The organism is Arthrobacter sp. M4 (assembly GCF_020251205.1).
GTDB lineage: Bacteria > Actinomycetota > Actinomycetes > Actinomycetales > Micrococcaceae > Arthrobacter.
This window is the reverse complement of sequence record NZ_JAIWYX010000007.1, coordinates 126139-151153: the sequence shown is the minus strand read 5'-3', so window position 1 is coordinate 151153 and position 25015 is coordinate 126139. Positions and strand designations below refer to the sequence as shown.

The 25015-nt window shown below is 64.2% G+C and carries 22 protein-coding genes; 16 read left to right on the top strand and 6 right to left on the bottom strand.

Features of this window, described 5'->3' with window-relative positions:
* Positions 1-60: 60 nt before the first annotated feature.
* The 13 genes from LD110_RS13795 to LD110_RS13735 all read left to right on the top strand — a co-directional run bounded on the left by LD110_RS13795 (position 61) and on the right by LD110_RS13735 (position 12944).
* Positions 61-942 carry a DMT family transporter gene (locus LD110_RS13795; protein WP_225499399.1) on the top strand — a complete coding sequence of 294 codons (882 nt, stop codon included), beginning with the start codon at positions 61-63 and terminating at the stop codon, positions 940-942.
* Positions 943-1080: 138 nt separating this feature from the next.
* Positions 1081-1866 carry an amino acid ABC transporter ATP-binding protein gene (locus LD110_RS13790; RefSeq protein WP_225499398.1) on the top strand — a complete coding sequence of 262 codons (786 nt, stop codon included), beginning with the start codon at positions 1081-1083 and terminating at the stop codon, positions 1864-1866.
* A gap of 1 nt (position 1867) precedes the next feature.
* The gene (locus LD110_RS13785; RefSeq protein WP_225499397.1) at positions 1868-2512 is read left to right on the top strand and encodes an amino acid ABC transporter permease; all 645 of its coding nucleotides are present in this window, start codon (positions 1868-1870) and stop codon (positions 2510-2512) included.
* The gene (locus tag LD110_RS13780; protein WP_225499396.1) at positions 2509-3162 is read left to right on the top strand and encodes an amino acid ABC transporter permease; all 654 of its coding nucleotides are present in this window, start codon (positions 2509-2511) and stop codon (positions 3160-3162) included. Before LD110_RS13785 ends, LD110_RS13780 begins: the two co-directional genes overlap by 4 nt.
* A gap of 41 nt (positions 3163-3203) precedes the next feature.
* Entirely contained in the window at positions 3204-4073 is an 870-nt protein-coding gene (locus LD110_RS13775; protein ID WP_225499395.1) for an ABC transporter substrate-binding protein, read from the top strand.
* A 128-nt stretch (positions 4074-4201) separates the two neighbouring features.
* A complete protein-coding gene (locus tag LD110_RS13770) occupies positions 4202-5107 on the top strand; it encodes a dihydrodipicolinate synthase family protein (RefSeq protein WP_225499394.1) in 906 nt (301 codons plus the stop codon).
* A 566-nt stretch (positions 5108-5673) separates the two neighbouring features.
* Positions 5674-6675, top strand: coding sequence for a proline racemase family protein (locus LD110_RS13765; RefSeq protein ID WP_225499393.1), 1002 nt, complete (start codon positions 5674-5676; stop codon positions 6673-6675).
* Positions 6672-7652 carry an ornithine cyclodeaminase family protein gene (locus LD110_RS13760; protein ID WP_225499392.1) on the top strand — a complete coding sequence of 327 codons (981 nt, stop codon included), beginning with the start codon at positions 6672-6674 and terminating at the stop codon, positions 7650-7652. The genes LD110_RS13765 and LD110_RS13760 overlap by 4 nt, the downstream gene beginning before the upstream one ends.
* Entirely contained in the window at positions 7649-8398 is a 750-nt protein-coding gene (locus tag LD110_RS13755; RefSeq protein ID WP_225499391.1) for a GntR family transcriptional regulator, read from the top strand. Before LD110_RS13760 ends, LD110_RS13755 begins: the two co-directional genes overlap by 4 nt.
* On the top strand, positions 8395-9591 hold the full coding sequence (locus LD110_RS13750; protein WP_225499390.1) for an FAD-binding oxidoreductase: 1197 nt from the start codon (positions 8395-8397) through the stop codon (positions 9589-9591). Before LD110_RS13755 ends, LD110_RS13750 begins: the two co-directional genes overlap by 4 nt.
* Positions 9588-9899, top strand: coding sequence for a (2Fe-2S)-binding protein (locus tag LD110_RS13745; protein WP_225499389.1), 312 nt, complete (start codon positions 9588-9590; stop codon positions 9897-9899). The genes LD110_RS13750 and LD110_RS13745 overlap by 4 nt, the downstream gene beginning before the upstream one ends.
* Positions 9896-11395, top strand: coding sequence for an FAD-dependent oxidoreductase (locus tag LD110_RS13740; protein WP_225499388.1), 1500 nt, complete (start codon positions 9896-9898; stop codon positions 11393-11395). Before LD110_RS13745 ends, LD110_RS13740 begins: the two co-directional genes overlap by 4 nt.
* A 28-nt stretch (positions 11396-11423) precedes the next feature.
* Entirely contained in the window at positions 11424-12944 is a 1521-nt protein-coding gene (locus LD110_RS13735; RefSeq protein WP_225499387.1) for an aldehyde dehydrogenase (NADP(+)), read from the top strand.
* 311 nt (positions 12945-13255) lie between these two features.
* On the opposite strand, the gene LD110_RS13730 is transcribed toward LD110_RS13735, so the two are convergent.
* From LD110_RS13730 to betA, 6 genes are all read right to left on the bottom strand, one after another.
* Positions 13256-13579, bottom strand: coding sequence for a hypothetical protein (locus LD110_RS13730; RefSeq protein WP_225499386.1), 324 nt, complete (start codon positions 13577-13579; stop codon positions 13256-13258).
* Positions 13580-13870: 291 nt separating this feature from the next.
* Entirely contained in the window at positions 13871-14491 is a 621-nt protein-coding gene (locus LD110_RS13725; RefSeq protein WP_225499385.1) for an MBL fold metallo-hydrolase, read from the bottom strand.
* A complete protein-coding gene (locus tag LD110_RS13720; protein WP_225499384.1) occupies positions 14491-15594 on the bottom strand; it encodes an S-(hydroxymethyl)mycothiol dehydrogenase in 1104 nt (367 codons plus the stop codon). The genes LD110_RS13725 and LD110_RS13720 overlap by 1 nt, the downstream gene beginning before the upstream one ends.
* A gap of 87 nt (positions 15595-15681) precedes the next feature.
* The gene (locus tag LD110_RS13715; protein ID WP_225499383.1) at positions 15682-17430 is read right to left on the bottom strand and encodes an APC family permease; all 1749 of its coding nucleotides are present in this window, start codon (positions 17428-17430) and stop codon (positions 15682-15684) included.
* A 142-nt stretch (positions 17431-17572) separates the two neighbouring features.
* Positions 17573-19096 carry an aldehyde dehydrogenase family protein gene (locus LD110_RS13710; protein WP_225499382.1) on the bottom strand — a complete coding sequence of 508 codons (1524 nt, stop codon included), beginning with the start codon at positions 19094-19096 and terminating at the stop codon, positions 17573-17575.
* Between the two features lie 4 nt (positions 19097-19100).
* Positions 19101-20822, bottom strand: coding sequence for a choline dehydrogenase (gene betA, locus LD110_RS13705; RefSeq protein WP_225499381.1), 1722 nt, complete (start codon positions 20820-20822; stop codon positions 19101-19103).
* Between the two features lie 610 nt (positions 20823-21432).
* On the opposite strand from betA, the gene LD110_RS13700 reads away from it, so the two are divergent.
* From LD110_RS13700 to LD110_RS13690, 3 genes are all read left to right on the top strand, one after another.
* Complete coding sequence (locus tag LD110_RS13700; RefSeq protein ID WP_225499561.1) at positions 21433-22761, top strand: MFS transporter; 1329 nt, start codon at positions 21433-21435, stop codon at positions 22759-22761.
* Between the two features lie 34 nt (positions 22762-22795).
* The gene (locus tag LD110_RS13695; protein WP_225499380.1) at positions 22796-24061 is read left to right on the top strand and encodes an aminopeptidase P family protein; all 1266 of its coding nucleotides are present in this window, start codon (positions 22796-22798) and stop codon (positions 24059-24061) included.
* Positions 24062-24206: 145 nt separating this feature from the next.
* On the top strand, positions 24207-25013 hold the full coding sequence (locus LD110_RS13690) for an IclR family transcriptional regulator (protein ID WP_225499379.1): 807 nt from the start codon (positions 24207-24209) through the stop codon (positions 25011-25013).
* Positions 25014-25015 lie beyond the last annotated feature (2 nt).

Genomic DNA, 25015 nt, shown 5'->3' with positions numbered 1-25015 from the left:
GCATGAATAGCGCGTTCCGTGCATTGTGAGAACGCCTGCCGACGGTCCCACACTTCTTCCATGAGCAAGCAAAAAGCCGATGGAGCGGTGGGCGTCGCCACGCTGATGGCCAGTTCCCTGTCGAATCAGGTGGGCGCGGCAAGCGGATCCTTGGCATTTCCCGTAATGGGTCCGGTGGGCGTTGTTGCCGTCCGGCAGTTGATCGCCGCCGCAGTCCTCCTGCCCGTCGTGCGCCCCCGGTACCGGAGCTTTACGCGGCAACAATTGTGGCCGGTGATCCTGCTGGCCGTGGTGTTCGGCACCATGAACCTCACACTGTACGCGGCAATTGAGCGCGTGGGCCTCGGACTTGCGGTGACGCTTGAGTTCCTGGGCCCGCTCTCCATCGCGCTTCTGCAGGGCAGAAACGTCGACGGCGGCGGCAGTCGCTTCAAGCGCTGGGCCGGTGTTACCTGCGCTATTGCTGCGGGGATCGGAGTCATCAGCGTTACCCAGCCCGGCGCCTCGACTGACTACCCCGGAATTGGCTTGGGCCTTGTGGCCGCCCTCTGCTGGGCCAGCTACATTCTCCTCAACCGCACAGTGGGTCGGCGGATCCCCGGAGTCCAAGGCACCGCGGCTGCCACGGGCGTTTCTGCGGCCCTGTTCCTGCCGGTCGCCGTCGTCGTTTTTGCCACCCACGCGCCCGATGCCCTGTCCCTTTTGTACGCTGCAGGCGCGGGTGTCCTGGCCTCGGTGATTCCGTATGTCGCAGATTTGTTGGCCCTTCGAAAGGTGCCGGCCAACCTCTTCGGAATCCTGATGAGCGTAAATCCCGTGTACGCCGCCCTGATCGGTGCCTTTTTCCTGGGACAGGCCCTGAATCCCATTCAGTGGGCGGGCATTCTGATCATTGTTGGCGTCAACGCCTGTGCTGTTCGGCTCAGAACTTCGGCGGTGTGAGGCTTCAGAAAATTGGGTCTTCCCACGGGTTCTAGTGACATGTACCATTGCACATATCACATGACGTAGATCACTTTTTGGTTTTGATCGTTTCCGTCGGTCCACGTCGGTCCCTCGCTCCATACATGGAAGATCGCTATGACCCTTGCACAAATTGCGGATGGCCAACTCGCGCCCCGTCTGGGCATCAAGCTAGACAACATCTCAAAGCGCTACGGCGACCACGTCGTCCTCGACGACGTTTCCCTACATGTCGAACCCGGGACAGTCACGGCCCTCATCGGGCCTTCCGGCGCCGGAAAGAGTACATTTCTCCGATGCATCAACCTCTTGGAACGCCCTGATTCCGGGACCATCCAGGTGGCACAACACACCATCCAGCCCGGTAAAGACGTCAACAGCCGCGATCTTGCCGCGCTGAGGCGCACGGTGGGCATGGTTTTCCAATCCTTCAACCTTTTCCCGCACATGTCCGCCCTCAAGAACATCAGTTTTCCGCAACAAAAGGTCCTTGGACGCAGCAAAGAAGAGGCCGATGAGCGTTCGATGCAGCTTCTTGAACGCGTGGGGCTGAAGGACAAGGCGCACCAGCACCCCTCGAGGTGCTCCGGCGGGCAGCAACAGCGGATTGCCATCGCACGGGCCCTGGCGCTCAATCCCGGCATCATGCTCTTCGATGAGCCGACGTCCGCCCTCGACCCTGAAGTGGGGCTCGAGGTGCTCGCTGTCATGCGGGAGCTCGCGGCCGACGGAATGACCATGATCGTGGTGACCCACGAAATGCAGTTTGCCCGCGACGTCTCCGACACGTTGGTGGTAATGGCCGATTGCCGGATCATCGAGCAGGGCGATCCGCGGGCCATCATGAGTGATCCCCAGGAAACACGCACCCGCCGCTTCCTCCGCGCAGTGCTGGAGCGCTGAGATGGATGCACTCTCCGCAGTCCTGCAGGGGCTGCCCATGACGATCACGCTGACACTCAGCGCATTTGCGATCGGCATCGTCGGAGCAATTCCCGTTGCTGTCGGACTGTCGTCGCCCAAGCTTCCGATCCGGCTCGCCTCCCGCCTCTTCGTCGACTTTGTGCGGGGCGTTCCGATCATTGTGTGGCTGTTCCTGCTCAAGTTCGGCATCCAGATCGGCACGTTCAAGTTCAATCCGGTGGGCGCCGCAATTGTCGGCCTGGGCGTCGTGTCCGTGGCCTACCTCGCAGAGATCTACCGCGGTGGGCTGCAGGCTGTGCCCCGCGGACAGGGTGAAGCGGCGGATGCCCTTGGCCTCACTCGTGGAACTGCGTTCTACAGCATCATGGTGCCGCAGGCCTTCCGGATCGTTTCTCCCTCCATCGCTACCTACCTGACCGGGCTGCTCAAAGATTCCTCGATCGCTTCCACCATCATCGTCACGGAAATGGTCTTCCAGTCCCAGGCGTTCGCCCGCCAGCATCCAACGGTTGAAGGGATCCTGCCCTACATCCTGGTAGGCGTCATCTACATCGCGCTCAGCCTGCCGGTGGCTTACATATCCCGTCGACTCGACTCCCGCATGAGGAAGGCTGTGTACGCATGACGTGGCTCGCAGAGTGGGCGGCCTACCTCCCGCAAATGATGTCCGGCCTGGGCGTCAGCCTGCTGATTGCCGGGGTATCCATCGTGGCCGGCTACCCCCTTGGGCTGTTGCTGAGCCTTATGGTGTCCACCAAGAACCTGGCCATCCGCACCTTGGGCTTGGCCGTCGTCGAAATCGGCCGCGGAGCTCCTGCGCTGGTGATTCTTTACCTCTTCTATTACGGCCTGCCAAAGTTCGGCATTGCCTTCGAGAGCATCACGGCCGCCTGCCTGGCGCTGATCTGGAATGCGGCAGCGTACTCCAGCGAGATCATGCGGGCAGGCATCCAGTCCGTACCCCGCGGCCAACTCGAAGCCTCCAGCGCCCTCGGCCTGGCGCAGCATCACACGTTCTTCAGGGTGGTGCTCCCCCAGGGCATGCGCTCGGCCATTCCCGGGCTGATGGGCGTTGCCATCCAGATGTTCCAGGGCACGTCGCTGGCCTATGCCATCGCTGTCCCCGAACTGATGAAATCCGCCTACAACATTGGCAGCCAGGACTTCAATTACCTCCAGATCTTCACGCTCGCGGGCCTCTGCTACGCCGTCATCTCAATGCCGGCCACGTGGATCACAGTCTTCTTCGAGAAGCGAATGGCCCGGCACACCTAACCGCCCAACCACACCAACACCCAACTCCCACAGGAGGAAGTATGAACACGAACCGCCTCAAAGGCGTCGGCATCCTCACCGCCGCCGCCGCCATCGCCGTCGGACTCTCTGCTTGCGGCGGCGCCTCGGATGCCAGCAATTCCAGCTGCACGCCCAAGCACCAAGGCATTCAGACGGTCTCCCAGGGCAAGCTGACCGTCGGCGTCATCGATATTCCACCCTTCAGCAGCTACAACAGCGGCAAGCCGGCCGGCATAGACATCGAGATCGTCAACAAGGTGGCCAAGGACGAGTGCCTCACTCCCGTCTACCAGCAGGCCACTTACGCCGATGCCGTCCAGTCCATTTCCGGCGGAAACATCGATTTGGCGCTCGGGACCATAGACGCCACCGAAAAGCGGCTCAAGGCAGTGGACTTCTCAGCTTCCACCTACCTGGACGGCATGGGCATCGCGTCCAAGACCGGCGCCACCACGGTGGCGGACCTGGAAAAGATGAACAAAGTGGGAACCATTGACGGTTACCTGTGGGTTGAGGACCTGAAGAAGATCCTCGGCGATCGCCTGGTCACCTACCCCAGCAGCGTGGAACTGAAAGCAGATTTCGACGCCGGACGGCTGGATGCCGACGTCGACGCGTACGGTGTACAGGTACTTCAGTTCAAGGACATCCCAGGCGTCAAGGTGGCCCTGGCCAACGAGAAGCCCGACCCGCGTGTCGGCGCCATCAAGAACGCCCCTGAAGCCGCCTTCCCGCTGACCAAGGGCAACACGAGCCTCAAGGAAGCCCTGGACGCCGGAATTGTTGCCCAGCGCAAGGACGGCACCATCACCAAACTCCTGACCGGCGCCGGACTGTCGGAGGGACTCGGCAAGGTAGCCGAGAAGCAGTACGTGGTTCCCGCAAGCTGACCCCATCGCACCAAAAGTTTTTCCGCCCCTCCCACCCCTCTGTGCAATGTCACATGGTAAATTGGCCGTGAGGTACCTCACGGTCGCAATGACGGCGCCGCGTGTGCCACAACCGAAAGGACCCCAAGATGAACGAATCCCGCAAACCCTGGCATGGCGTACTCGTTGCCACTGCGTTGCCCTTCAAGGATGACCTCAGCATTGACTACGACGCGTTTGCCGAGCATGTCCGTTTCCTGGCGAATGCCGGCTGCGATGGCGTGGCACCGAATGGCTCGTTGGGCGAGTACCAGACCCTGAGCGAGGAGGAACGCGCCCGCGTCATCAGCACCGCCGTCGAAGTCTCCCCTGAAGGCTTTACGGTGATGGCCGGCGTCGGAGCCTACGGCGGTCTCCAGTCACAAAGGTGGGCTGAGCAGGCAGCAGAGGCGGGCGCATCGGCTTTGATGCTGCTGCCCCCGAACTCCTACCGCGCCAGCGATGACGAAGTGGTGGAACACTACCGCCTTGCCGCCTCCGCCGGGCTGCCGATCGTGGCTTACAACAACCCGATCGACACCAAGGTGGACCTCACTCCCCAGCTGATTGCCCGCCTCCACGGCGAAGGCCTGATTGTTGGTGTCAAGGAGTTCACGGGTGACGTCCGCCGGGCCTACGAGATCAAGGAACTGGCCCCGGAAGTAGACCTGCTGATCGGCACCGACGACACAGTGGTGGAGATGGGCCTGGCCGGAGCCGTGGGCTGGGTGGCTGGCTACCCCAACGCCATCCCGGAATCGACATTGGAGCTCTACCGTCTTTCGACTTCCGGCGACGTAGCGGACTTGGAGCGCGCCCGCGAAATCTACCGCGACCTGCACTCCCTCCTGCGCTGGGACAGCAAGACCGAGTTCGTCCAGTCGATCAAACTGTCCATGGATATTGTCGGTCTCCGAGGAGGCACCTGCCGCCCACCCCGAGGCCCCCTCACCCCCGAAGCCCGAGCAGCAGTCACCCGAGACACAGAAGCAGCCCTAGCCAAGGGCTACAAGTAGGAAGATGGTCCATGGCGAGCTTGGGTCGGTGGGGAACTCGTCACGCACGATTACCCCTACCCCCAGGCCCGCTCACCGAGGACGATCAAGGTGAACGGATGAGCATGCGGGCGCTGACGTTCGACAAAAAGGTGACAGACCCACAAGCCGGGCGGCCCTTCGAAAAGGAGCGCATCGCGGCCGAACGCGCTGAGGAGGACGATCAAAAGTGACGGACGTGCAAAGCCGCCATCAGCCATTGACCAGTCGTCCAAAGGTGAGGGACCAACAAGCCGGGCGTCGGCCCTTCGAAAAGGAGCGCATCGCGGTCAAACGCGCCGAGGAGGTCGCTCAGCGACCGGAACGGCGCATTTTGACCGTGTCTAAGCGACGTCGAAGGGCCGCCCGCCCGGCGAAGCCGCCCAGGGCCACCCACCTAAGGGCCGCTCGCCCGGCGAAGCCGCCACGGACGCCCACGCAACGGCCGCCCGCCCGGCGAAGCCGCCCAGGGCCACCCACCTAAGGGCCGCTCCCCCGGCGAACTCAGCCCCGGCAGCCAACACAACCGATCAGAAAAGGAGCACTCGATGAGAACCAGCCGCATATTCCATGCTGTGGACTCGCACACCGAAGGCATGCCAACCCGCGTCATCACGGGCGGCGTCGGCACGATCCCCGGCGCCACGATGGCTGAGCGGCGACTATGGTTCATGGAGAACAGCGATTGGATCCGCACGCTCCTCATGTACGAACCCCGTGGCCACGCTTCGATGAGCGGTGCAATCCTCCAACCACCAACAAGGCCGGACGCCGACTTTGGCGTCCTGTACATCGAGGTGTCCGGGTTGCTACCGATGTGTGGGCACGGGACCATCGGCGTCGCGACTGTGTTGGTGGAAACCGGCATGGTGGAGGTTACTGAGCCAGTCACGACGGTCCGGCTGGACACGCCGGCCGGGCTGGTCATTGCCGAGGTGGCAGTGAAGGACGGGCACGCGGAGTCAGTCACCATTCGCAACGTTCCGTCCTTCGTTGACCGCCTTGATGCTTCGGTAGAGGTCCCTGGCCACGGCACGGTACCTTATGACCTTGCCTTCGGTGGCAACTTCTACGCGATCGTGGATTTGGACAGCTTGGGCCTGCCTTTTGAGCGCAAGCGGAAGGACGATCTGCTGAAAGCCGGGCTGGCGGTCATGGACGCCATCAACGCCAAAGATGAGCCGGTCCATCCGGAACGGGACGACATCCGCGGCTGCCACCACGTCTATCTCAAGGCTCCCGGTTCCACGGCGCAGCATTCCCGGCATGCCATGGCGATCCACCCGGGATGGTTCGACCGTTCCCCCTGCGGCACCGGTACGAGTGCGCGCATGGCCCAATTGCATGCCCGGGGAGAACTCACGCTCAACACCGATTTCATTAACGAGTCGTACATCGGCTCTCGCTTCGTCGGCCGCCTGGTGGAGGAGACCAAAGTGGCTGGCCGTCCGGCGGTCATCCCCACCGTAACGGGACGAGCTTGGCTAACCGGAACTGCACAGTATTTCCTGGATCCCACCGACCCGTTCCCCACGGGGTTCCTGCTATGACAGCGGAGAACGTGAAGCTGCCTTTCTTCAGCGCCGCGAGGGTGCGTTCGGCGGCTCCGTGGACGACGGCGGTGGCCGCTTTGGAGCGCGCCCTCCTTGACGATGTGGACCCGGAGGAAGACGGCCGACGACTGTTCAGTCCTGCCCCGGACGGCGAATTCCTGCTTATGCCCGCCAGTGGCCGCCGGTACAGCGGAGTCAAGGCCCTGACTGTGGCACCGGGCAACCCTTCCCGCGGGTTGGAAAAGATCCAGGGCGTCTATATCCTCTTCGATTCGGACACCCTGGCCCCGCTCGCAACTATCGACGGCAATGAACTCACAGCGGTCCGTACTCCGGCCACCACACTTCTCGCGGTCAAGCACATCCTGGCCGCCGCTCCTGGCGGTGCCGTGGAGAACCCGCGGGTCCTCGTCTTCGGTACCGGCATCCAGGCCGTCAACCACCTTCGGGCGGCGAGCGCGGTGCTCCCCGGGGCGAGTCTCGCCGTCGTTGGCCGGCGGCGGGACCGTGTGGAGAACCTCATCGCGCAGCTCGCCGCAGAGGGAGTCGTGGTCCGCGCCGCTGAGGCGGAGGATGATGACGGGACCCAAGAAGAACTGGCGGCTGCCGATGTCGTGATTTGCGCGACGTCGTCAAGCACCCCGCTCTTCGACGGCGGCTTGGTCGCCCCCGGCGCGGTGGTGGCCGCGATCGGCCAGCACGGCCTCGACGCGCGCGAAGTGGACGCCACCCTGGTGCGGCGCAGCGACGTAGTCGTGGAAGGACGTGCGTCCGCTTTGCGTGAAGCCGGCGACCTCATCCCCGCCCGGAGCGCCGAAGAATGGGAGGCGATTCGTCCGGTCAACCTGCGAGAACTTGTGGCTGGCAAGCTGCAACGTACCCCCGGCAAGCCCTGCCTTTACGCGGGCGTGGGCATGGCATGGGAGGACCTTGTGACTGCTGCATTGGTGTATGAAGGAGGCACCAGACCATGAATTCCGGCCAAGGAGTGCTCACCGTGCCAACCAACAACCAGCTCCCGATCGCCCCGCTCGGCCGCCAGCACAGCCTCCGCGAATCCGTGACGGAGTCCCTTCGGGCAGCGATCATCGCCGGCACGCTCACGGAGGGCACACTGTATTCGGCTCCGGCGCTGGCGGCGGCCTTCGGCGTATCGGCCACTCCTGTGCGCGAGGCAATGATGGACCTTACGCGCGAAGGACTGGTGGAAACGGTGAAGAACAAGGGCTTCCGGATCACCACCATGAGCGATCGTGAACTCGACGAAATCGCCCAAATCCGGCAGCTTCTGGAACCGCCGGTGGTGGGCGACGTCGCGGGCACCGTTCCGCCGTCGGGCATGGCCGTGCTCCGCCGGATGGCGGACAACATTGTGGACACCGCACGGGAAGGCGACTTGGCGGCGTACCTTGCCGCGGATCGTGACTTCCACGCCGAGCTCCTGCGCCACTCAGGCAACGCCCAACTTGTGGAGCTGGCAACATCCCTGCGGACCCGCACACGGTTATACGGTCTCAAGGCGCTCAGTGACAGCAACCGCCTGGCGGATTCGGCCAAGGAGCACCACGTCCTGCTGGACCTTATCGAAGCCGGTGACGGTCCGGCGGCTGAGGAATTGATGCACCGCCACATCGGCCACGCCCGCGGTCTCTGGGCAACGGGCGAGCAGGAGACACCGCCCGCTGGCTCGCAAACCACCAACAGGAAGCAAAAGACATGACCCCAGCCAGCGATGTGCTGGTCATCGGCGCCGGGGTGATCGGTGCTGCCACAGCCTATTTCGCCACGCAGCAGGGCCTCACGGTCACTGTCCTGGACAAAGGCCTGCCGGCAAGCGGCACGTCTTCGTCCTGCGAAGGGAACATCCTGGTTTCGGACAAGGAACTGGGCCCCGAACTGGAACTGACCCGCTACTCCCTCGGCGTCTGGCACAACGACCTTGCGGAGTACAAGAAACTGTGGGAGTTCGAGGCCAAGGGCGGGATCATCGTTGCCTCCCGCGAGAGCAGCCTAGCCTCCCTGCACCGCGTGATGTCCGCGCAATCCGGCTACGGCGTCGACGTCGAGGAACTGGACCGCGAGGCGCTCCGCGAAGCCGAACCGCACATTTCTCCCGAGGCGCTGGGCGGGGCGAGTTACCGGGAGGACTGCCAGGTCCAGCCGATGCTCGTGGCGGCTCATCTGGTCCGGCTGGCCCGCCAGGCCGGTGCCCGCTTCGTGGCCGACGCACCCGTCACCGGATTCCTGCGCGACGGCGACCGCGTCACCGGTGTCAGCTCGCCGCGGGGAGACTTCTCGGCCGGTGCGGTGGTGAACTGCACGGGCACCTGGGCCGGAGAACTCGCCGCCATGGCCGGAGTCAGCGTCCCCGTCCTGCCGAGGCGAGGCTTCGTTATGGTCACCGAACCGCTGCCGCCCATGGTCCACCACAAGGTGTATGCCGCAGAATACATCGACAACGTGGGCAGCTCCGATGCCGGTTTGCAGGCCTCTCCGGTAGTTGAGGGCACCCCCAGCGGCACCATCCTGATCGGTTCCACCCGCGAGCGCGTCGGCTTCGACCGAACGGTGAGCACTGAGGCCCTGGGCTTATTGGCACGGAACGCCGTGTCGCTTTTCCCGTTCCTCGAACGCATCAAGGCGATCCGGCATTACCACGGATTCCGCCCTTATTGCCCGGACCACCTGCCGGTTATTGGCCACGACGACCGTGCTCCCGGATTGTGGCACGCGGCCGGGCATGAAGGGGCGGGCATCGGACTATCGGCCGGCACGGGCAAGCTGCTGGCGCAGGCATTGGCTGGCCAGTCCCCGGACCTTGACCTGACCCCTTTCGCACCGGCCCGCTTTGGCGAGGAATTCAGCGGTGCGTCGACCACCGTTACAGAGCACACAGAGGAGGCCACCGCATGAACGCACACCATAACGCCTCGCCGCCCAGCAGCGCTGAAGACGCCGTAACCTTGACGGTCGACGGCCGTGTCCTCACGGCTGCACCAGGCCAGAGCGTCGGGGCCGCATTGGCCACCAACGGCATCACGGCGTGGCGCAGCACCAGGAAAAACGGGCGTCCCCGGGGGCTGTTCTGCGGCATCGGTGTCTGCTTCGACTGCCTGGTAGAGGTGGACGACGTGCCGAACCAGCGCGCCTGCCTGGTGGAAGCCTGCGACGGCATGCAGATCATTGGCACTTACCCACAGAACGAAAGGGGCCAGGCGTGAGCCCGGCCGGCAACCGCCCTGGCAACGACGGCGTGAACGCTGACGTCGCGGTGGTAGGCGCCGGTCCCGCCGGACTTGCCGCCGCCGTCGCAGCTGCCGAGGCCGGTGCCGCAGTCGCCGTCGTCGACGCCGGTTCCCAGCCGGGCGGCCAGTTCTGGCGACACCGGCCGGAGACGATCGTCCCCGAACCGGATGGCCGTGGGCACCACGGCTGGCGAACCTACGTGGACCTGCGGAGCCGCTTTGATGCCGCCCGGGCCGCCGGCCGGATCACCTACTTGCCGGGCCTGCAGGTGTGGATGGCCCAAAACTACGACGGCGGCTTCACGCTGCGCACGACGCCCACCGTAGCGGGGGTTCCCCCGCGGGACAATGGCTCCAGTGTCGCCCGTACCGTCGTCGCGCCTCGTTTGGTGCTCTGCCCGGGCGGCTACGACCGCCAGCTCCCCGTCCCTGGTTGGGAACTGCCGGGCGCCATGGCTGCTGGCGGGATCCAAGCCTTTATCAAAGGCAACGCTGCGCTGCCCGGGAAGCGGTTCGTCATCGCCGGTACCGGACCATTTCTGTTGCCCGTGGCGGCAGGTGTCGCCGAGGCCGGCGGACAGGTGCTTGCCGTGCTCGAGTCATCCTCCGGCTCTGCCTGGCTGCCACACCTTCGTGCCGCGGCGGGAGTGCCGGGCAAGGCCTTGGAAGGCGCCGAGTACGCATCAATCTTTGCCCGCCACCGCATTCCCTACCGGCAACGCAGCATCGTCACGGAAGTCCTCGGCACCAACCACGTGACCGGCGTGCGCACAGCCAAGGTCGATTCGGTTGGCCGGGTACGCCCCGGCACGGAGCGGATTTACCAGGGTGTGGACGTGGTGGGCTTCGGCTGGGGCTTCACGCCCCAAATGGAGCTCCCGTTGTCCCTCGGCGCGGAGACCCGTCTGGATGCGGACGGTTCGCTGGTGGGCGTCGTCGACGAGCATCAGCAGTCCAGCGTGCGGGGCCTCTACCTTGCCGGGGAGGTGACCGGCGTCGGCGGTGCGTCCCTGGCCGTATTGGAAGGACTCGCTGCCGGAACGGCGGCAGCCCGCGGCAGGGCACTTAGCAGCTCCAAAACAATGTGGCGGCACAGGAAATTTGCCCAAGCCATGCACAAGGCCCACCCGATTCCGCCGTCTTGGCAGGAATGGCTCACGCCGGACACCGCTGTCTGCCGCTGCGAGGAAGTCACAGCTGGCCAGATCGCGGACGCCCGCGACTTGCTGGACGCACGGGACGCACGCAGCCTCAAGTCCTTCACCCGTGCGGGAATGGGCTGGTGCCAAGGCCGCGTCTGCGGCTTCGCCACGGCCTGCCTTGGTGAAGGGACCGGAAACCAGGGGGCCGCGCCAAGCGTCGGGTCCCTCGCCGGTTCCGCCAAGCGACCGCTCGCTGCGCCCGTTGCCATCGGTGAATTGACTGCCCTCGCAGAGCCTGCGGAAACGAACCTCCAAACGAAAAAGAACTAACTCCCCACCAACCCGGAAGGAGATCGCAATGACCGCGACCACCCATACCGCCACAGCAAGTAACACCGCCCCAAGTCCCACCACCGACGCTGAGCTGGAAACCCTCCTGGCGGCTGCGCAATCCGCAGCGGCGCCACTTGCCGCCCTGCAACCGGCAGAACGCGCCAAGCTGCTCGACGCCGTCGCGGATGGCCTCGACACTGCCGCAGACCAGCTGGTTCCTGTTGCCCAACGCGAAACTCGACTCGCCGAAGCGCGTCTTCGTGGCGAGCTCAAACGCACAAGCTTCCAATTGCGCCTCTTCGGCGAAGTGCTCCACGACGGCAGCTACCTCGGCGCCAGGATCGACCACGCGGACGCGGACTGGCCCATGGGAGCGCCGCGACCGGACCTTCGGCGCATGCTGATACCGCTCGGACCAGTGGTTGTCTTCGCCGCCAGTAATTTCCCCTTCGCATTCTCCGTTGCCGGTGGCGACACAGCTTCAGCCTTGGCGGCAGGCTCTCCCGTGCTGTTGAAGGCCCACTCCGGCCACCCCGCGCTGTCCAAGCTGACCGCCGACGTCGTAGTCCGGGCCCTCGCAGCCGCCGGCGCACCTGACGGGACCTTCGCACTCATCACGGGAACAGCGGCAGGAGCGTCCGCGCTCCGCGATCCCAGGGTCAAAGCGGGTTCCTTCACCGGCTCCATCCCCGGCGGGCGGGCCCTGTTCGACATCGCTAGCTCACGTCCCCAGCCGATCCCCTTCTTCGGCGAACTCGGAAGCAACAATCCCGTTTTCGTGACCGAACGCGCAGCAGCTGAACGGGGCAAGGAAATTGCTGAGGGTTTCATCAGCTCGTTCACCATGGGCGCAGGCCAATTTTGCACAAAGCCCGGCACGCTGGTGGTCCCGGCTGGCTCGGACCTCGTAGAAGCGTTGCGGGAAGCCGCGCTGCCGTCCGCTGCGCCACTGCTCAATGACCGGATCCAGTCCGGCTACACCGAGGTCCTGCAGGAACTGGCCGCCAACCCGCGCATCACCGTCCTGGCGCAAGGCAAGGACCCCTTGGCGGACCCGCCCTCCCCGACTCTGCTGCTCACCACAGCCGCCGATGTCCTCGCCGAACCGCACGCGCTCCAAACCGAGTGCTTCGGTCCCACCTCCGTAGTGGTGACGTACGACGACGAGTCCCAGCTTCCGGCGCTCGCCGAAACTTTTGCGGGGCAGCTGACTGCAACCATCCAGGGAACCGAATCCTGCAGCGTGGAGGACCTGGTGGAAGTGCTAACCCGCAAGGCAGGCCGGGTGTTGTGGAATCAGTGGTCAACGGGCGTATCCGTGACGTACGCACAGCAGCATGGCGGCCCGTACCCCGCCACAACGGCAGCCGGCAGCACCTCGGTAGGAACCGCTGCCATCGAAAGGTTCCTCCGCCCCGTGGCCTACCAGGGCTTCCCGCAGCACCTCCTGCCGGAGGCCCTGCGCGAAGAGAATCCCTTGGGGGTGGCTCGATTGGTGGACGGACGGCTGGTGGACGATCGTAGGGTAAACGGACGGGAATCCTGATGGCCGTCGCAGGCGGTTGGCGGGCACTCGTCCGGCATGCCGCGTGGTGGCTGAGCCGCCGCGCTAGTGCCAGGGACCAAGGCCACCGGATCCTCAGGCGGCGTTTGGGTGCCAACGACCCGTATTGGTGGATCCTGGCCGGCGGCATCCATGTAAAAGGGACGGGCGGGTCCGCGCCTGCACTCCGCAGCCGTGACTAGGCCCGTGACTAGGCCGGATTAGCCGCCTGGCCGGCCGGTAGTTGAAGTGGCGTCAGTCCGGCGGGACTGCGATGTCGCGACTGCTAAGGCGTGACTGCTAAGGCGTGACTGCTATGTCGCCGGCAGCAGCCGGGCCTGGACGCGGAGGTACGCTTCCGTCTCGAGCTGGATCCGCCGGGTGAGCCGCTCCACTTTCTCCGCGGCCTCGTGGCTGACGGGCAGCCTGTCGCCCGGCCAGCTCGACGCCCTGTGGCACTCATCCAGTGCTTTTGCCAGTGCCTTGGCGAGGGCGTGGATCCTCCGCGAGTGCTCCACCAACTGCAGGTCCCTGTGTCGCTGGGGCGTGGGTTTGACGATGCGCACACCCCATCCGAAGAGTGCCCGGGTCTTTGACCCTATGGCCAACAACCTTCGCCCGATATGAATTCTTTCCATGGTGTGCACCGCCTCCCGGCACGGCCCCCAGCCGCTCCCCTGCCGTGGGACGCCCGGTGCTTAGACCGCCGTCCCTGAACTACTCATTTCGAGTGTCGCCAAGGAGGATCAACGTCGGCGCAAGGTTGGCACAGGATTCCGGCAAGATCTGCACAGGCTCCGCCGCGTCGCAAGCCAAGGTCCAAAGGACCTTGTACGGGCACAGAATGACGGCGACACCCCATCCGGAGTGCCGCCGTCGTTCTCTATTCAATAGAAGGTGGTAACGGCCAACTGGCCGCACTAACCGCCCTAGCTGGCCAACTGGGCCAGGGTTTCCCGCTCTGCCGCAATGGTGGTGTTCTCACCGTGTCCGGTGCGAACCACGGTGTCCTCCGGCAGAGTCAGCAGCCGTTCGCGGATGGACGTGAGGATTGTCGGGTAGTCGCTGTAGGACCTCCCCGTCGCACCCGGGCCACCATTGAAGAGCGTGTCGCCCGTGAAGACCGTGCCCAATTCCTCCACATAGAAGCATGTGGAGCCCGGCGAATGTCCCGGTGTGTGAATGGCCCGCAGCGTAGTCCCGCCCACTTCGAACTCGTCGCCGTCTGCCAGTTCGCGATCCGGAGCAGTGTCCGGGTAGACGTGCTCCCACAGGACCAGGTCTGCGGGGTTCAGGTAGATGGGAGCATTCACAGCATCCGCCACTGCCCGGGCAGCCCCGATGTGGTCGTTGTGGGCGTGGGTCATCAGGATGGCCAGGACCTTGCGGCCACGGACCTGGTTGATGATCGCCTCGGCGTCGTGCGGGGAATCGATAATTACGCATTCCTCGTCATTGCCCACAATCCAGACGTTGTTGTCCACATCCCAGGTGCCGCCGTCGAGCGAGAATGTGCCCGAGGTGACCAGGTTTTCAATAGTGGCGCCCATTACTGCACCACCGCCGGGTCGATCTCCACAACGGAGCGGAGGACCTTGCCTTCGTGCATCTTTTCGAAGGCCTCCTCCACTTGGTCGATGCCGATGCGTTCGGTGACAAAGGCGTCGAGGTCCAGGTTGCCCTGCTTGTAGTGCTGCACCAGCATCGGGAAGTCGCGGGAAGGCAGGCAGTCGCCGTACCAGGAGGACTTCAGCGAGCCACCGCGGCCAAAAACGTCCAGCAGCGGCAGCTCGAGCTTCATCTCCGGCGTCGGGACACCCACGAGCACAACGCGGCCAGCCAGGTCCCTGGCATAGAAGGCCTGCTTGTACGTCTCCGGACGTCCCACGGCTTCAATCACCACGTCCGCACCGTTGCCGCCGGTGAGGGCCCGGATGGCTTCCACCGGGTCCTGCTCGCGGGAGTTGACGCCGTGCGTGGCACCGAGGTTCTTGGCCATCTCGATCTTGTTGTCGTCAATGTCCACGGCAATGATCGTGGTGGCGCCGGCCAGCTTGGCGCCGGCGATCGCGGCGATGCCCACACCGCCGCAGCCAATCACGGCCACGGACTCGCCACGCTTGACCTCACCAGTGTTGATTGCCGCACCGATGCCGGCCATCACACCGCAGCCGAGCAGGCCGACGGCGGCCGGGTCCACCTCGTCGTCCACTTTGGTGCACTGCCCGGCGGCCACCAGTGTCTTCTCCGCAAAGGCCCCGATACCCAGCGCCGGCGACAGCTCGGTGCCGTCCTCGAGGGTCATCTTCTGGGTGGCGTTGTGCGTGTTGAAGCAGTACTGCGGCTGCCCCTTGGCGCAAGCGCGGCATTGGCCGCAGACAGCCCGCCAGTTCAGGATGACGCGGTCGCCGGGAGCCACTTCAGTGACGTCCGGCCCCACGGCGCTGACCACACCGGTCGCTTCGTGACCCAGCAGGATGGGGAAATCGTCTGTAATTCCACCCAGCTTGTAGTGGAGGTCCGTATGGCACACACCGCAGGTGAGGATGTCCACCAAGGCTTCGCCCGGACCAGGTTCCGGCACCAGGATGGTCTCCACCGTAACGGGAGCGTTCTTCTCCCTGGCGACGACCGCTTGAACTTTGTGAACCATGTTTGCTGTGTTCCTTTCGTGGACCCCAAGGCCCTTCGGCAACAACACCCGTTGCCACCATAGCTGACCGGTTTGGGTGCTGCCTTCTCAGTCCACCGAGCGAACAGGTGCATGACGCCCGGGCTTCTCCGAAGTCCCGACGGCGGGCTGCTGGCTTCCCTGGCCGACGGCGGCACCGCGGTTTTCAAACCCGACGGCGGCGGGCTGGCTTTCCCGCCCGATGGTTGCCGAAACAGTGGCCGGATGGGTTTCCCGCCCAAAGTCTCCGGAGTCCCCGTAGTCTCCGGAATCGCCGGAGGCCTGGTGGGCCGCGACGGATGCCGCATGTTCGGCTAGGACGCCGGTCTGGTGCCGGATCTTGAGGCGGTAAAGCAGGACCCCGCCAATTGCGACTGCTCCGACAAAGAGGACGCCGCCCCACTGGAGGTACCACTCGAACGGCGGCACGGAGTTGTAGATTTCCTGCCGCGGCCAGATCAGGTTCAGCGTCATGCCCCCGCCCCACAGGACGGCGAGGATGTTGACCAGCACTCCCCATTTGCCCAGGCTGAAGCCCTCCTCGGAGGAGCCGTCGCGGATGGGCCACTTCCTAAGGAACCGTTGACGGAGAAGCGGCACCGTGACCAGCAGGTAGGACAGGTAGATCAGGACGATGCTGATGCTGGACACGATGGTAAAGATGGCCGGCTGCATGACATTGACGATGAGCGGGAGAACGGCCAGGACACCAATAACGATCGCAGCCACGGTGGGTGTCCGGCGGACGGGGTCCACTTTGCTGAGCTGGCGGCTGAACGGGAGGTTGTTGTCCCGGGCCATCGCAAACATCATGCGGATTGCGGCGGCGTGGACTGCCAGCGTGCAGACCACCACGGCCACAACAATGCAGACCAGGAACGCCTTGCCAAAAGGTCCGCCCAGGACGGAGAGCACGATGTGCTGCAGGCCGCCGTCGGCAGCTCCAATCTTGGGGTCACTGAGGTCCGGAGCGGCCAGAATGCCACCCAGCAGGAGCAACCCGCCCAGGAGGAAGGACGCCGTGACGGCACGGATGATGGCCTTCGGTGCAGTGCGCTTTGGATCCTTGGTTTCTTCGCCCAAAGAACTGGCGGTGTCGAAGCCGTACATGACGTAGCCAGAGGCCATGGCGGCGATAAGGAATACTCCCAGGAAGCCCATGGGGTTTTCCTCCCCATAGCCCGTGGTGTCGAGCAGGACTTCAGGGCCGCGCACGGCATTCCAAACGAGCGCAACGATCAGCAACACCGCGGCTATCAGTTCCACGAACACACCGATGCTGTTGATCATGGTCATCAGCTTCACGCCGAATGCGTTGATGAGGGTGGAGATGCCGATCATGATGCTGGCCAGCAGGACCCCGTTCATCGCGAAGTCGAACTGCCCGGTCCCGTCCCCCACCATCTGGAATCCGGACCACAGCTGCGGAAGGGTGATCTGCAGCGCCAGGGCAACTGACCCGAGCGCCACAATGGACGAGATCAGCAGCAGCCATCCCGCCAGCCAGGCCCAGGTACCGGAAGCAAGCCGCTTGGCCCAGTTATAGACGGAGCCGGCCACCGGGTAGCGGCCAGCGAGTTCAGCAAAACAAAGCGCGACCATAAGTTGGCCGACGAAAACCATGGGCCAGGACCAGGCGTAGGCCGGTCCGGCAGTGGAAAAACCAAAGTAGAACAGTTGAAAAACGCCGGTGAGGATGGAGATGTAGCTGACCCCTGCGGCAAAACTGGCAAACTTGCCGATGCTGCGGTCCAGAGTCTGGGCATAGCCAAACTCGTCCATTCCGCTGGAATCAGCACTCTTTCTGGGTTCTAACATCTGAGCTCCTGAAGTGAATAGCACGATGGTGGCCCGCCCCCATGGGGCGGGCGTGGTCCTCGGACGGGAACGCGCACCCATTGGTATGTGCGCGTACCCGGCCGTTTTCCCCCTTGGTAGTGCCTAGCCGGTAATACCCGAGCTAGCCGTGCGTCGTGCCCGACGCTGAAGAGCCAAACCAGCCGCTGGGCGCAGGCTGGATGTTCTGCCAGATGTGTTTAGCCTCGCGGTATTCGTTGAGGCCGGCGCTGCCAAGTTCACGGCCAATGCCGGACTTGCCGAAACCGCCCCACTCCGCCTGCGGTACGTACGGGTGGTAGTCGTTGATCCACACCGTCCCGTGACGGAGGGCGCCCGCGACGCGCTGCGCCTTCGACGCATCCGCGGTCCAGACCGCCCCCGCCAGGCCGTATTCCGTGTCGTTGGCGATTGCGATGGCCTCGGCTTCACTCCGGAAGGTTTCCACGGTCAGCACCGGACCGAAGGACTCCTCACGCACCACGCTCATGCCCGAGCGACAGTTCCCGAGCACGGTGGGCGGGTAGAAAAAGCCGTCCGCGAGCACGCCGTCCTCGGGGATGTAGCCGCCGCACAGCAGCTCGGCACCCTCCGCGATGCCGGCCTGGACGTAGGCGTGGACCTGCTCACGGTGCTTGGCCGAAATGAGCGGGCCAGTTTCTGCCTCGGGATCAAAGGGGCCGCCCATCCGGATCTTCTTTGCCCGTTCCACTACCTCGGTAACAAAGCGCTCCGCGATGGCTTCCTCGACAACCAGCCGGGCCCCGGCAGAGCAGACCTGGCCGGAGTGCAGGAAGACTGCGGTCAGGGCGTTGTCGACGGCGGCGTCCCAGTCCGCATCCGCGAAGACGATGTTCGGGTTCTTTCCGCCGAGCTCAAACGCGACGCGCTTCACCGTGTCCGCGGCGGCCGCCATGATGGTCTGTCCAGTGGCCAGGCTTCCAGTCATGGAGACGAGGTCCACCCGCGGGTCCGAGCTCAGCACCGGCCCCACCTTGGAACCCTTTCCAGTGACCAGGTTCGCGACACCGGCGGGAACCCCCGCCTCTGCCAGTGTTTCCATCAGCAGGATGGAGGTCGACGGCGTCAGCTCGCTGGGCTTTAGCACGAAGGAGTTTCCTGCGACGAGAGCCGGAGCCACCTTCCAGGCGGCCTGGAGGAGCGGATAGTTCCACGGCGCGATGAGGCTGCACACACCGAGCGGTTCGTAAACCACGCGGCTGATGGCATTCGGCCGGCCCGTGTCGATGACCCGGCCGGCATCAAGGCCTGCCACCTTGCCGTAGTAGCGGAAGCACGCGGCGATGTCGTCAATGTCGTATTCGGCCTCGACAAGGCGCTTGCCTGTGTCCAGCGACTCGGCCCGGGCGTAAATCGCCTTGTCCCGCTCAAGCAGCCCGGCGATGCGGAGCAGTACCTCACCGCGTTCGAGGTCCGTCATCCGGCGCCACGGGCCGCCGTCGAACGCGGCCCGGGCACTGGCTATCGCCCGCTCCGCGTCCTCGACGGTGGAGGAGGCAACAACAGCCACCTCACGTCCGTCCGCCGGACAGCGCACGACTGTCGTGCCGCCGTCGGAGGCTTCCTGCCAACTACCGTCGATGAAGATGCCGCGGACGGTCTTCGTCTCGGTTTCCGTTATGGTCATCGCCTTAGCCCCTTACTGCCTGGCCGCTTGCGGACTTGCCGCGCACTGAGTTGTCCCTCTCCAGCGGGGAGATTCCGTGGCGGTAGAACTCGGTGTGCTGTGCGGCCAGCGGGGTCTTGCCAAGGATCAGGTCCGAGGCGCGCTCGGCCATCATCATCACCGGGGCGTAGATGTTGCCGTTGGTGACGTAGGGCATCGCGGAGGCGTCCACGACGCGCAGGCCCTTGGTGCCGTGCACGGACATGTCCAGCGGGTCGACCACGGCCATGGGATCGGACGCCGGCCCCATCTTGGCGGTACAGGACGGGTGCAGTGCGGTTTCGGCATCCTCGGCCACCCAGTCGAGGATTTCCTTGTCCGTCCGGACACCGGGGCCGGGAGAGATCTCGCCGCCGTTGAACGGGGCCATGGCGGACTGGCCGAGGATGTCCCGGGCGATATGGATGGCTTCCACCCATTCGCGGCGGTCCTGGTCAGTGGAGAGGTAGTTGAAGATCATGGACGGGTGGACAGTGGGATCCGTGGACTTGATCTTGAGGCTGCCGCGGGCGTCAGAGTACATGGGTCCGATATGCACCTGGTAGCCGTGCTTCGCGTCGGCCTTCTGGCCGTCGTAGCGGACAGCCACCGGGAGGAAGTGGAACATTAGGTTGGGGTAGGCCACGTCCTCGTTGGAGCGGACGAAGCCGCCGCCTTCGAAGTGGTTGGTGGCCGCGGGTCCCTTGCGTCCGAATAGCCATTGCATGCCGATCCACGGCATGCGCCAGACGTCGAGGGCCGGCTGCATGGACACTGGCTGGGTGCAGGCGTGCTGGATGTACACCTCGAGGTGGTCCTGCAGGTTCTCGCCGACGCCGGGCAGGTTGACCACCGGGTTGATGCCGAGGGACTTCAGGTGCTGGGCGTCGCCCACGCCGGAGAGCTGCAGCAGTTGCGGGGTGTTGATGGCGCCGCCGGAAAGAATGACCTCACCCGCGTTGACGGTGTGGAGCTTGCCGTTGCGGCGGTAAGTGACGCCCGTGGCAACGTTGCCCTTGAATTTGACCTTGGTGACGAAGGCCCGGGTGAGGACCTCAAGGTTGTGCCGGCCGAAGTTGGGGCGAACGTACGCACGGGACGCGGAGAGCCGCTGGCCCTTGTGGACGTTGCGGTCGAAGGCCGCAAAGCCCTCCTGCCGGTAGCCATTGACGTCGTCCGTCAGGGGGAATCCGGCTTCCTGGGCTGCCCTAAAGAAGGACTGGAAAAGCGGGTTGGTGGCCGGGCCTCGCTCGAGCACCAACGGACCCGAGTGACCACGCAGTTCGTCGTCCGGATCGGCTGCCAGCGCGTTCTCCATGCGGTTGAAATAGGGAAGGCAGTGGGCGAAGTCCCAGGTTTCCATGCCTGGATCCGCTCCCCACCGCTCGTAGTCGAGGGGGTTTCCGCGCTGGAAGATCATGCCGTTGATGGAACTCGAGCCACCAAGGACCTTGCCGCGGGCGTGGGCGATCCGACGTCCGTGCATGTACGGCTCGGGATCCGACTGGTAGCGCCAGTCATAGAAGGGGTTGCCGCTGGGGAAGGTGAGGGCCGCGGGCATCTGGATGAAAAGATCCCACGGGAAGTCGCTGCGGCCCGCTTCAAGAACCAGGACGCTGTGCGTTCCGTCGGCGCTCAGGCGGTTGGCCAGAACGGAACCGGCGCTGCCGCCTCCTACGATGACGTAGTCATAGCTGGTTTCTGTCATGCTGCAAGGTCTCCTTGTACATCGTGAGGAACCCACCGGTCTGACTCGGCAGGTCCCTTTCGAGAAGCTCGTTGGGGTGCACCGCGTTCGGTTTTGCCCTCGGCGTGCGATTGCGTTATATGCAACGCGGTGCGCATGGCGCGTACTAATGAATATGACAGTCGTCACAGCAGAGTGTCAATAGATTCGTCCAGCAAGACGAAACGGCATTTCGTCCGGACAGTACAGTAAAAATCACAACTGAGTTGTGCTAAATGCAACTAGAGCGCAGCTTCAACTTACCAACGGGGCCGAGGTCCACCATCCCGTCCACCATTCCCACGCCCCATCCACCGTCCCCACCCCTCGCGAGATGGCATTTGATGGCAATGTTTCGGCGAAACATTGCCATCAAATGCCATCTCGCGCGCGCCTGGGCGGGCTTCTAAAACAACCATTGACTGTGGCTGGCATCACCACCTAATCTGAAGCAACCATGTTGCATTCCTTGCAACCCTAAGAATCATTGGTGGATACCATGAGTAACGAAACTTCCTCCCCTTCAGCCCTTGCAGGCACCTCGGCAGCGGAGTCACATATCGTCGATGGCAGCAGCGTCGCGCCAGAACATATGCCGCATGATCGCATCGTGGACAGGCACATCGCTCCGGATCCGACGACGGCCACCAGCAAGGACACCCGGCGCCGGGTCATCATGGCCAGCTTCATCGGCAACTTCGTTGAGTGGTTCGACTACGCCGTCTACGGATACCTGGCCGGAATCATCTCCTCCGTCTTCTTCCCTGAGTCGGACCGCCAGACCGCTCTGCTGGCCACCTTCGGCGTCTTCGCCATCTCCTTCTTTATCCGTCCCTTGGGCGGTTTCGTCTGGGGACATCTCGGCGACCGGTTGGGCCGCCGGAAAGCACTGTCGCTTTCCATCGTCATCATGTCGGTCGCCACGTTCTGCATTGCCCTGATACCCGGCTACGCGACCATCGGCTTCCTCGCCCCGCTGTTGCTGCTGCTGGTCCGCGTGGTCCAAGGTTTCTCCGCAGCCGGCGAGTATGCCGGAGCCTCCGCCTTCCTGGTGGAGTACGCTCCGGCCAACCGCCGTGGTGCCTATGCCGCCGTCGTACCTGCCAGTACGGCAGCCGGACTGCTGCTCGGTTCGCTGTTGGCGGCGCTGCTCAGCAGTGTGCTGAGCAGCGAACAGCTGCACGATTGGGGCTGGCGGCTGCCGTTCCTCCTCGCCGCCCCCATGGGCCTGATCGGCCGGTACATTCGGACAAAACTTGAGGACACCCCGGCGTTCCGGTCCCTCGCCGAGCAGGACATACCGGTCAAGGTCCCCACGCTGGCCATGTTTACCACGTACCGCAAGCAGCTCATCATCGCGGCGGGCGCTGTACTGCTCAACGCCGTCGGTTTCTACGTAATCCTCAGCTACATGCCGACGTACCTGTCCGAAGAACTCAATTTCGGCGCAGCCGAGTCGTTCCTGGCCACCACCATCGCACTGGCCAGCTACATCGGCTTCATCTTCCTGACGGGCCTTGCCTCGGACAGGTTCGGCCGCAAGCGCATGCTTATCACGGCGTCGATTCTCTTCATGGCGCTGACGGTCCCCGCGTTCATGCTGCTGGACACCGGAAGCTTCGCCGTCATTGTCCTAGTGCAGGTCCTCCTGGGCGGAATGCTCACGCTCAATGACGGCACCCTCCCCAGCTTCCTGGCCGAAATCTTCCCCACCACCGTCCGCTACACCGGCTTTGCAGTGAGCTTCAACCTCTCCAACGCCCTCTTCGGTGGAACGGCACCGTTTATGGCCACATTGCTTATCGGCCTCACGCAGTCCAAGCTCGCGCCGGGCTGGTACCTCGTGGCGGCCTCCCTGATCTCCCTTGTCGCAGTCCTGTTCACCGCGGAAACATCCCGCAAGCCCCTGCAACAAGACTGAATCCACGCAACACCCATTGAAAGGAACACACCCCATGACCGTCGTCGACACAACTCCCCAGAACGAAGCCGCAGACGTTTCCCGCCTCGAGCGCCTCAAGGTGCTCCACAACGGACAGAAGCTGCCGCTGACGTTCTCCGACGCCGAGTTCGAACGCCGCCTGGCAGGCATTCGCCGCATCATGGCCGAAAAGCAGTTGGACGCCGTTGTCCTCACCAGCTACCACTCCATCAAGTACTACTCCGATTTCCTCTTCACCTACTTCGGACGCCCATACGCAATGGTGGTCACCGCTGAGGACACGGTCACCATCACGGCCAACATCGACGCCGGCATGCCCTGGCGCCGCAGCTACGGGGACAATCTGGTGTACACCGACTGGCGGCGGGACAACTTCATCCACGCGATCCAGGAATCCCTGCGCTCCCGGGGCGTGAACGTTCGCCGCCTGGGCGTCGAGGACGACTCCCTCCCGCTGGATAACCGCAACAAAATCCAGGCGGCCTTCGAATCCGCGGCATTGGTGGACGTTGCCCGGGCGGCCATGCGGCAGCGCATGATCAAATCCGCCGAGGAGATCGAAGTCATCAAGCACGGCGCCCGAATCGGCGACTTGGGCGGCGAGGCCATCCGCAACGCCATTGCCGAAGGCATCACGGAATACGAAGTGGCCCTCATCGGCACGGAAGCCATGGTGCACGAAATCGCACGGACTTTCCCGGACTCGGAAATCCGCGACACCTGGGTCTGGTTCCAGTCCGGCATCAACACCGACGGCGCCCACAACTGGGCAACCACCCGGAAAATCCAGAAGCACGACATCCTCTCGCTGAACTGCTTCCCCATGACCTCGGGCTACTACACGGCGTTGGAACGCACCCTGTTCTACGGCGAACCGGATGCCCGCTCGCTGGAATTGTGGAACATCAACGTCGAAGTGCACCGACGTGGACTCGAACTCATCAAACCGGGCGCCGTCTGCAAGGACATCGCCGCGGAGCTCAACGAGATCTACGTCTCCCACGGCCTGCTCGCCAACCGCACCTTCGGATATGGCCACTCCTTCGGGGTCCTGAGCCACTACTACGGCCGCGAGGCCGGACTCGAACTGCGCGAGGACATCGACACCGTCCTGGAGCCCGGGATGGTGGTCTCCATGGAACCGATGATCACCGTGCTGGACGGCCAGCCCGGCGCGGGTGGCTATCGCGAGCACGACATCCTGGTGGTTGGTGAAGACGGAGCCGAGAACATCACCAAGTTCCCGTTCGGCCCGGAACACAACATCATCGGCGCCTAGCGCCGCGGTCATCAGTAACGGCCCGACGGCGGACGGCACCTCAGCTGCCGGCCGTCGTCGGGCCTTCCTCCGCCATGGCGGGTCCCAGGGGATGGCGCCACAGGTGCAAACCTGGGGCCGTCCATGAGGAAAGATGGTGGGCACTATGACTCCCCGAGAAACCACAGACATCCCAGCCGCCCAGGGCGATACCAAGGGCGCGTCCGTCATTGTGAATGCCATTGCTGTCCTCAGGAGCTTCTCCAGTGAGGAGCCGTTGCTGGGCGTCACCGAGATTGCGGGTCGGATCGGGATGCATAAGAGCAGTGTGTCCCGCATCCTCGCTACCCTTGAGCAGGAAAACCTTGTGGAAAGGGACCCGGAAACCCGCCGTTACCGGCTGGGCCTTGGCCTGATCGCTGTGGCCGGGCCCCTGCTTGCTGAGCTGGACGAGCGTCGCGTCGCCTATCCAGTGCTGCGCGAGCTGAGTGAACGGACCGGGGAAACCAGCGCGCTGATGGTGTGGAACAACAACGAGTCCATGTGCGTGGAGCAAATCCCCAGCCGGCATCAGGTCAAGCACACGGCCCCGCTGGGAGCACGATACCGTGAGGCGCTCAGCTCATCGGTGCAGGTGTTCCTTGCCGCCGAGGATCCGGACAGGGTGCGGGCCCTCCTTCGCAGTGGGGCGATCAGTATGCCGGGCCTGGACGATGCCGGTTTGGACGCATACCTGCAGCGGTTGGGGGAGGTTGCCCAGCGGGGCTGGGCGGTCAACTACGGCGAGACGTCGCTTGACGAAGTTGGCGTTGCCTCTCCGGTGTACGACCACCGCGGCAACGTTGTGGCGGCCGTGCTCATTCCGGCGCCACGCTTCCGGGTCTCCCCGGAAACCCTGCAATCCCTGGCCGAAGCTTGCGTGGCCGCCGCCCGCAACGTCACACAGCGGCTGGGCGGCCGCGCCCCACACTAGGG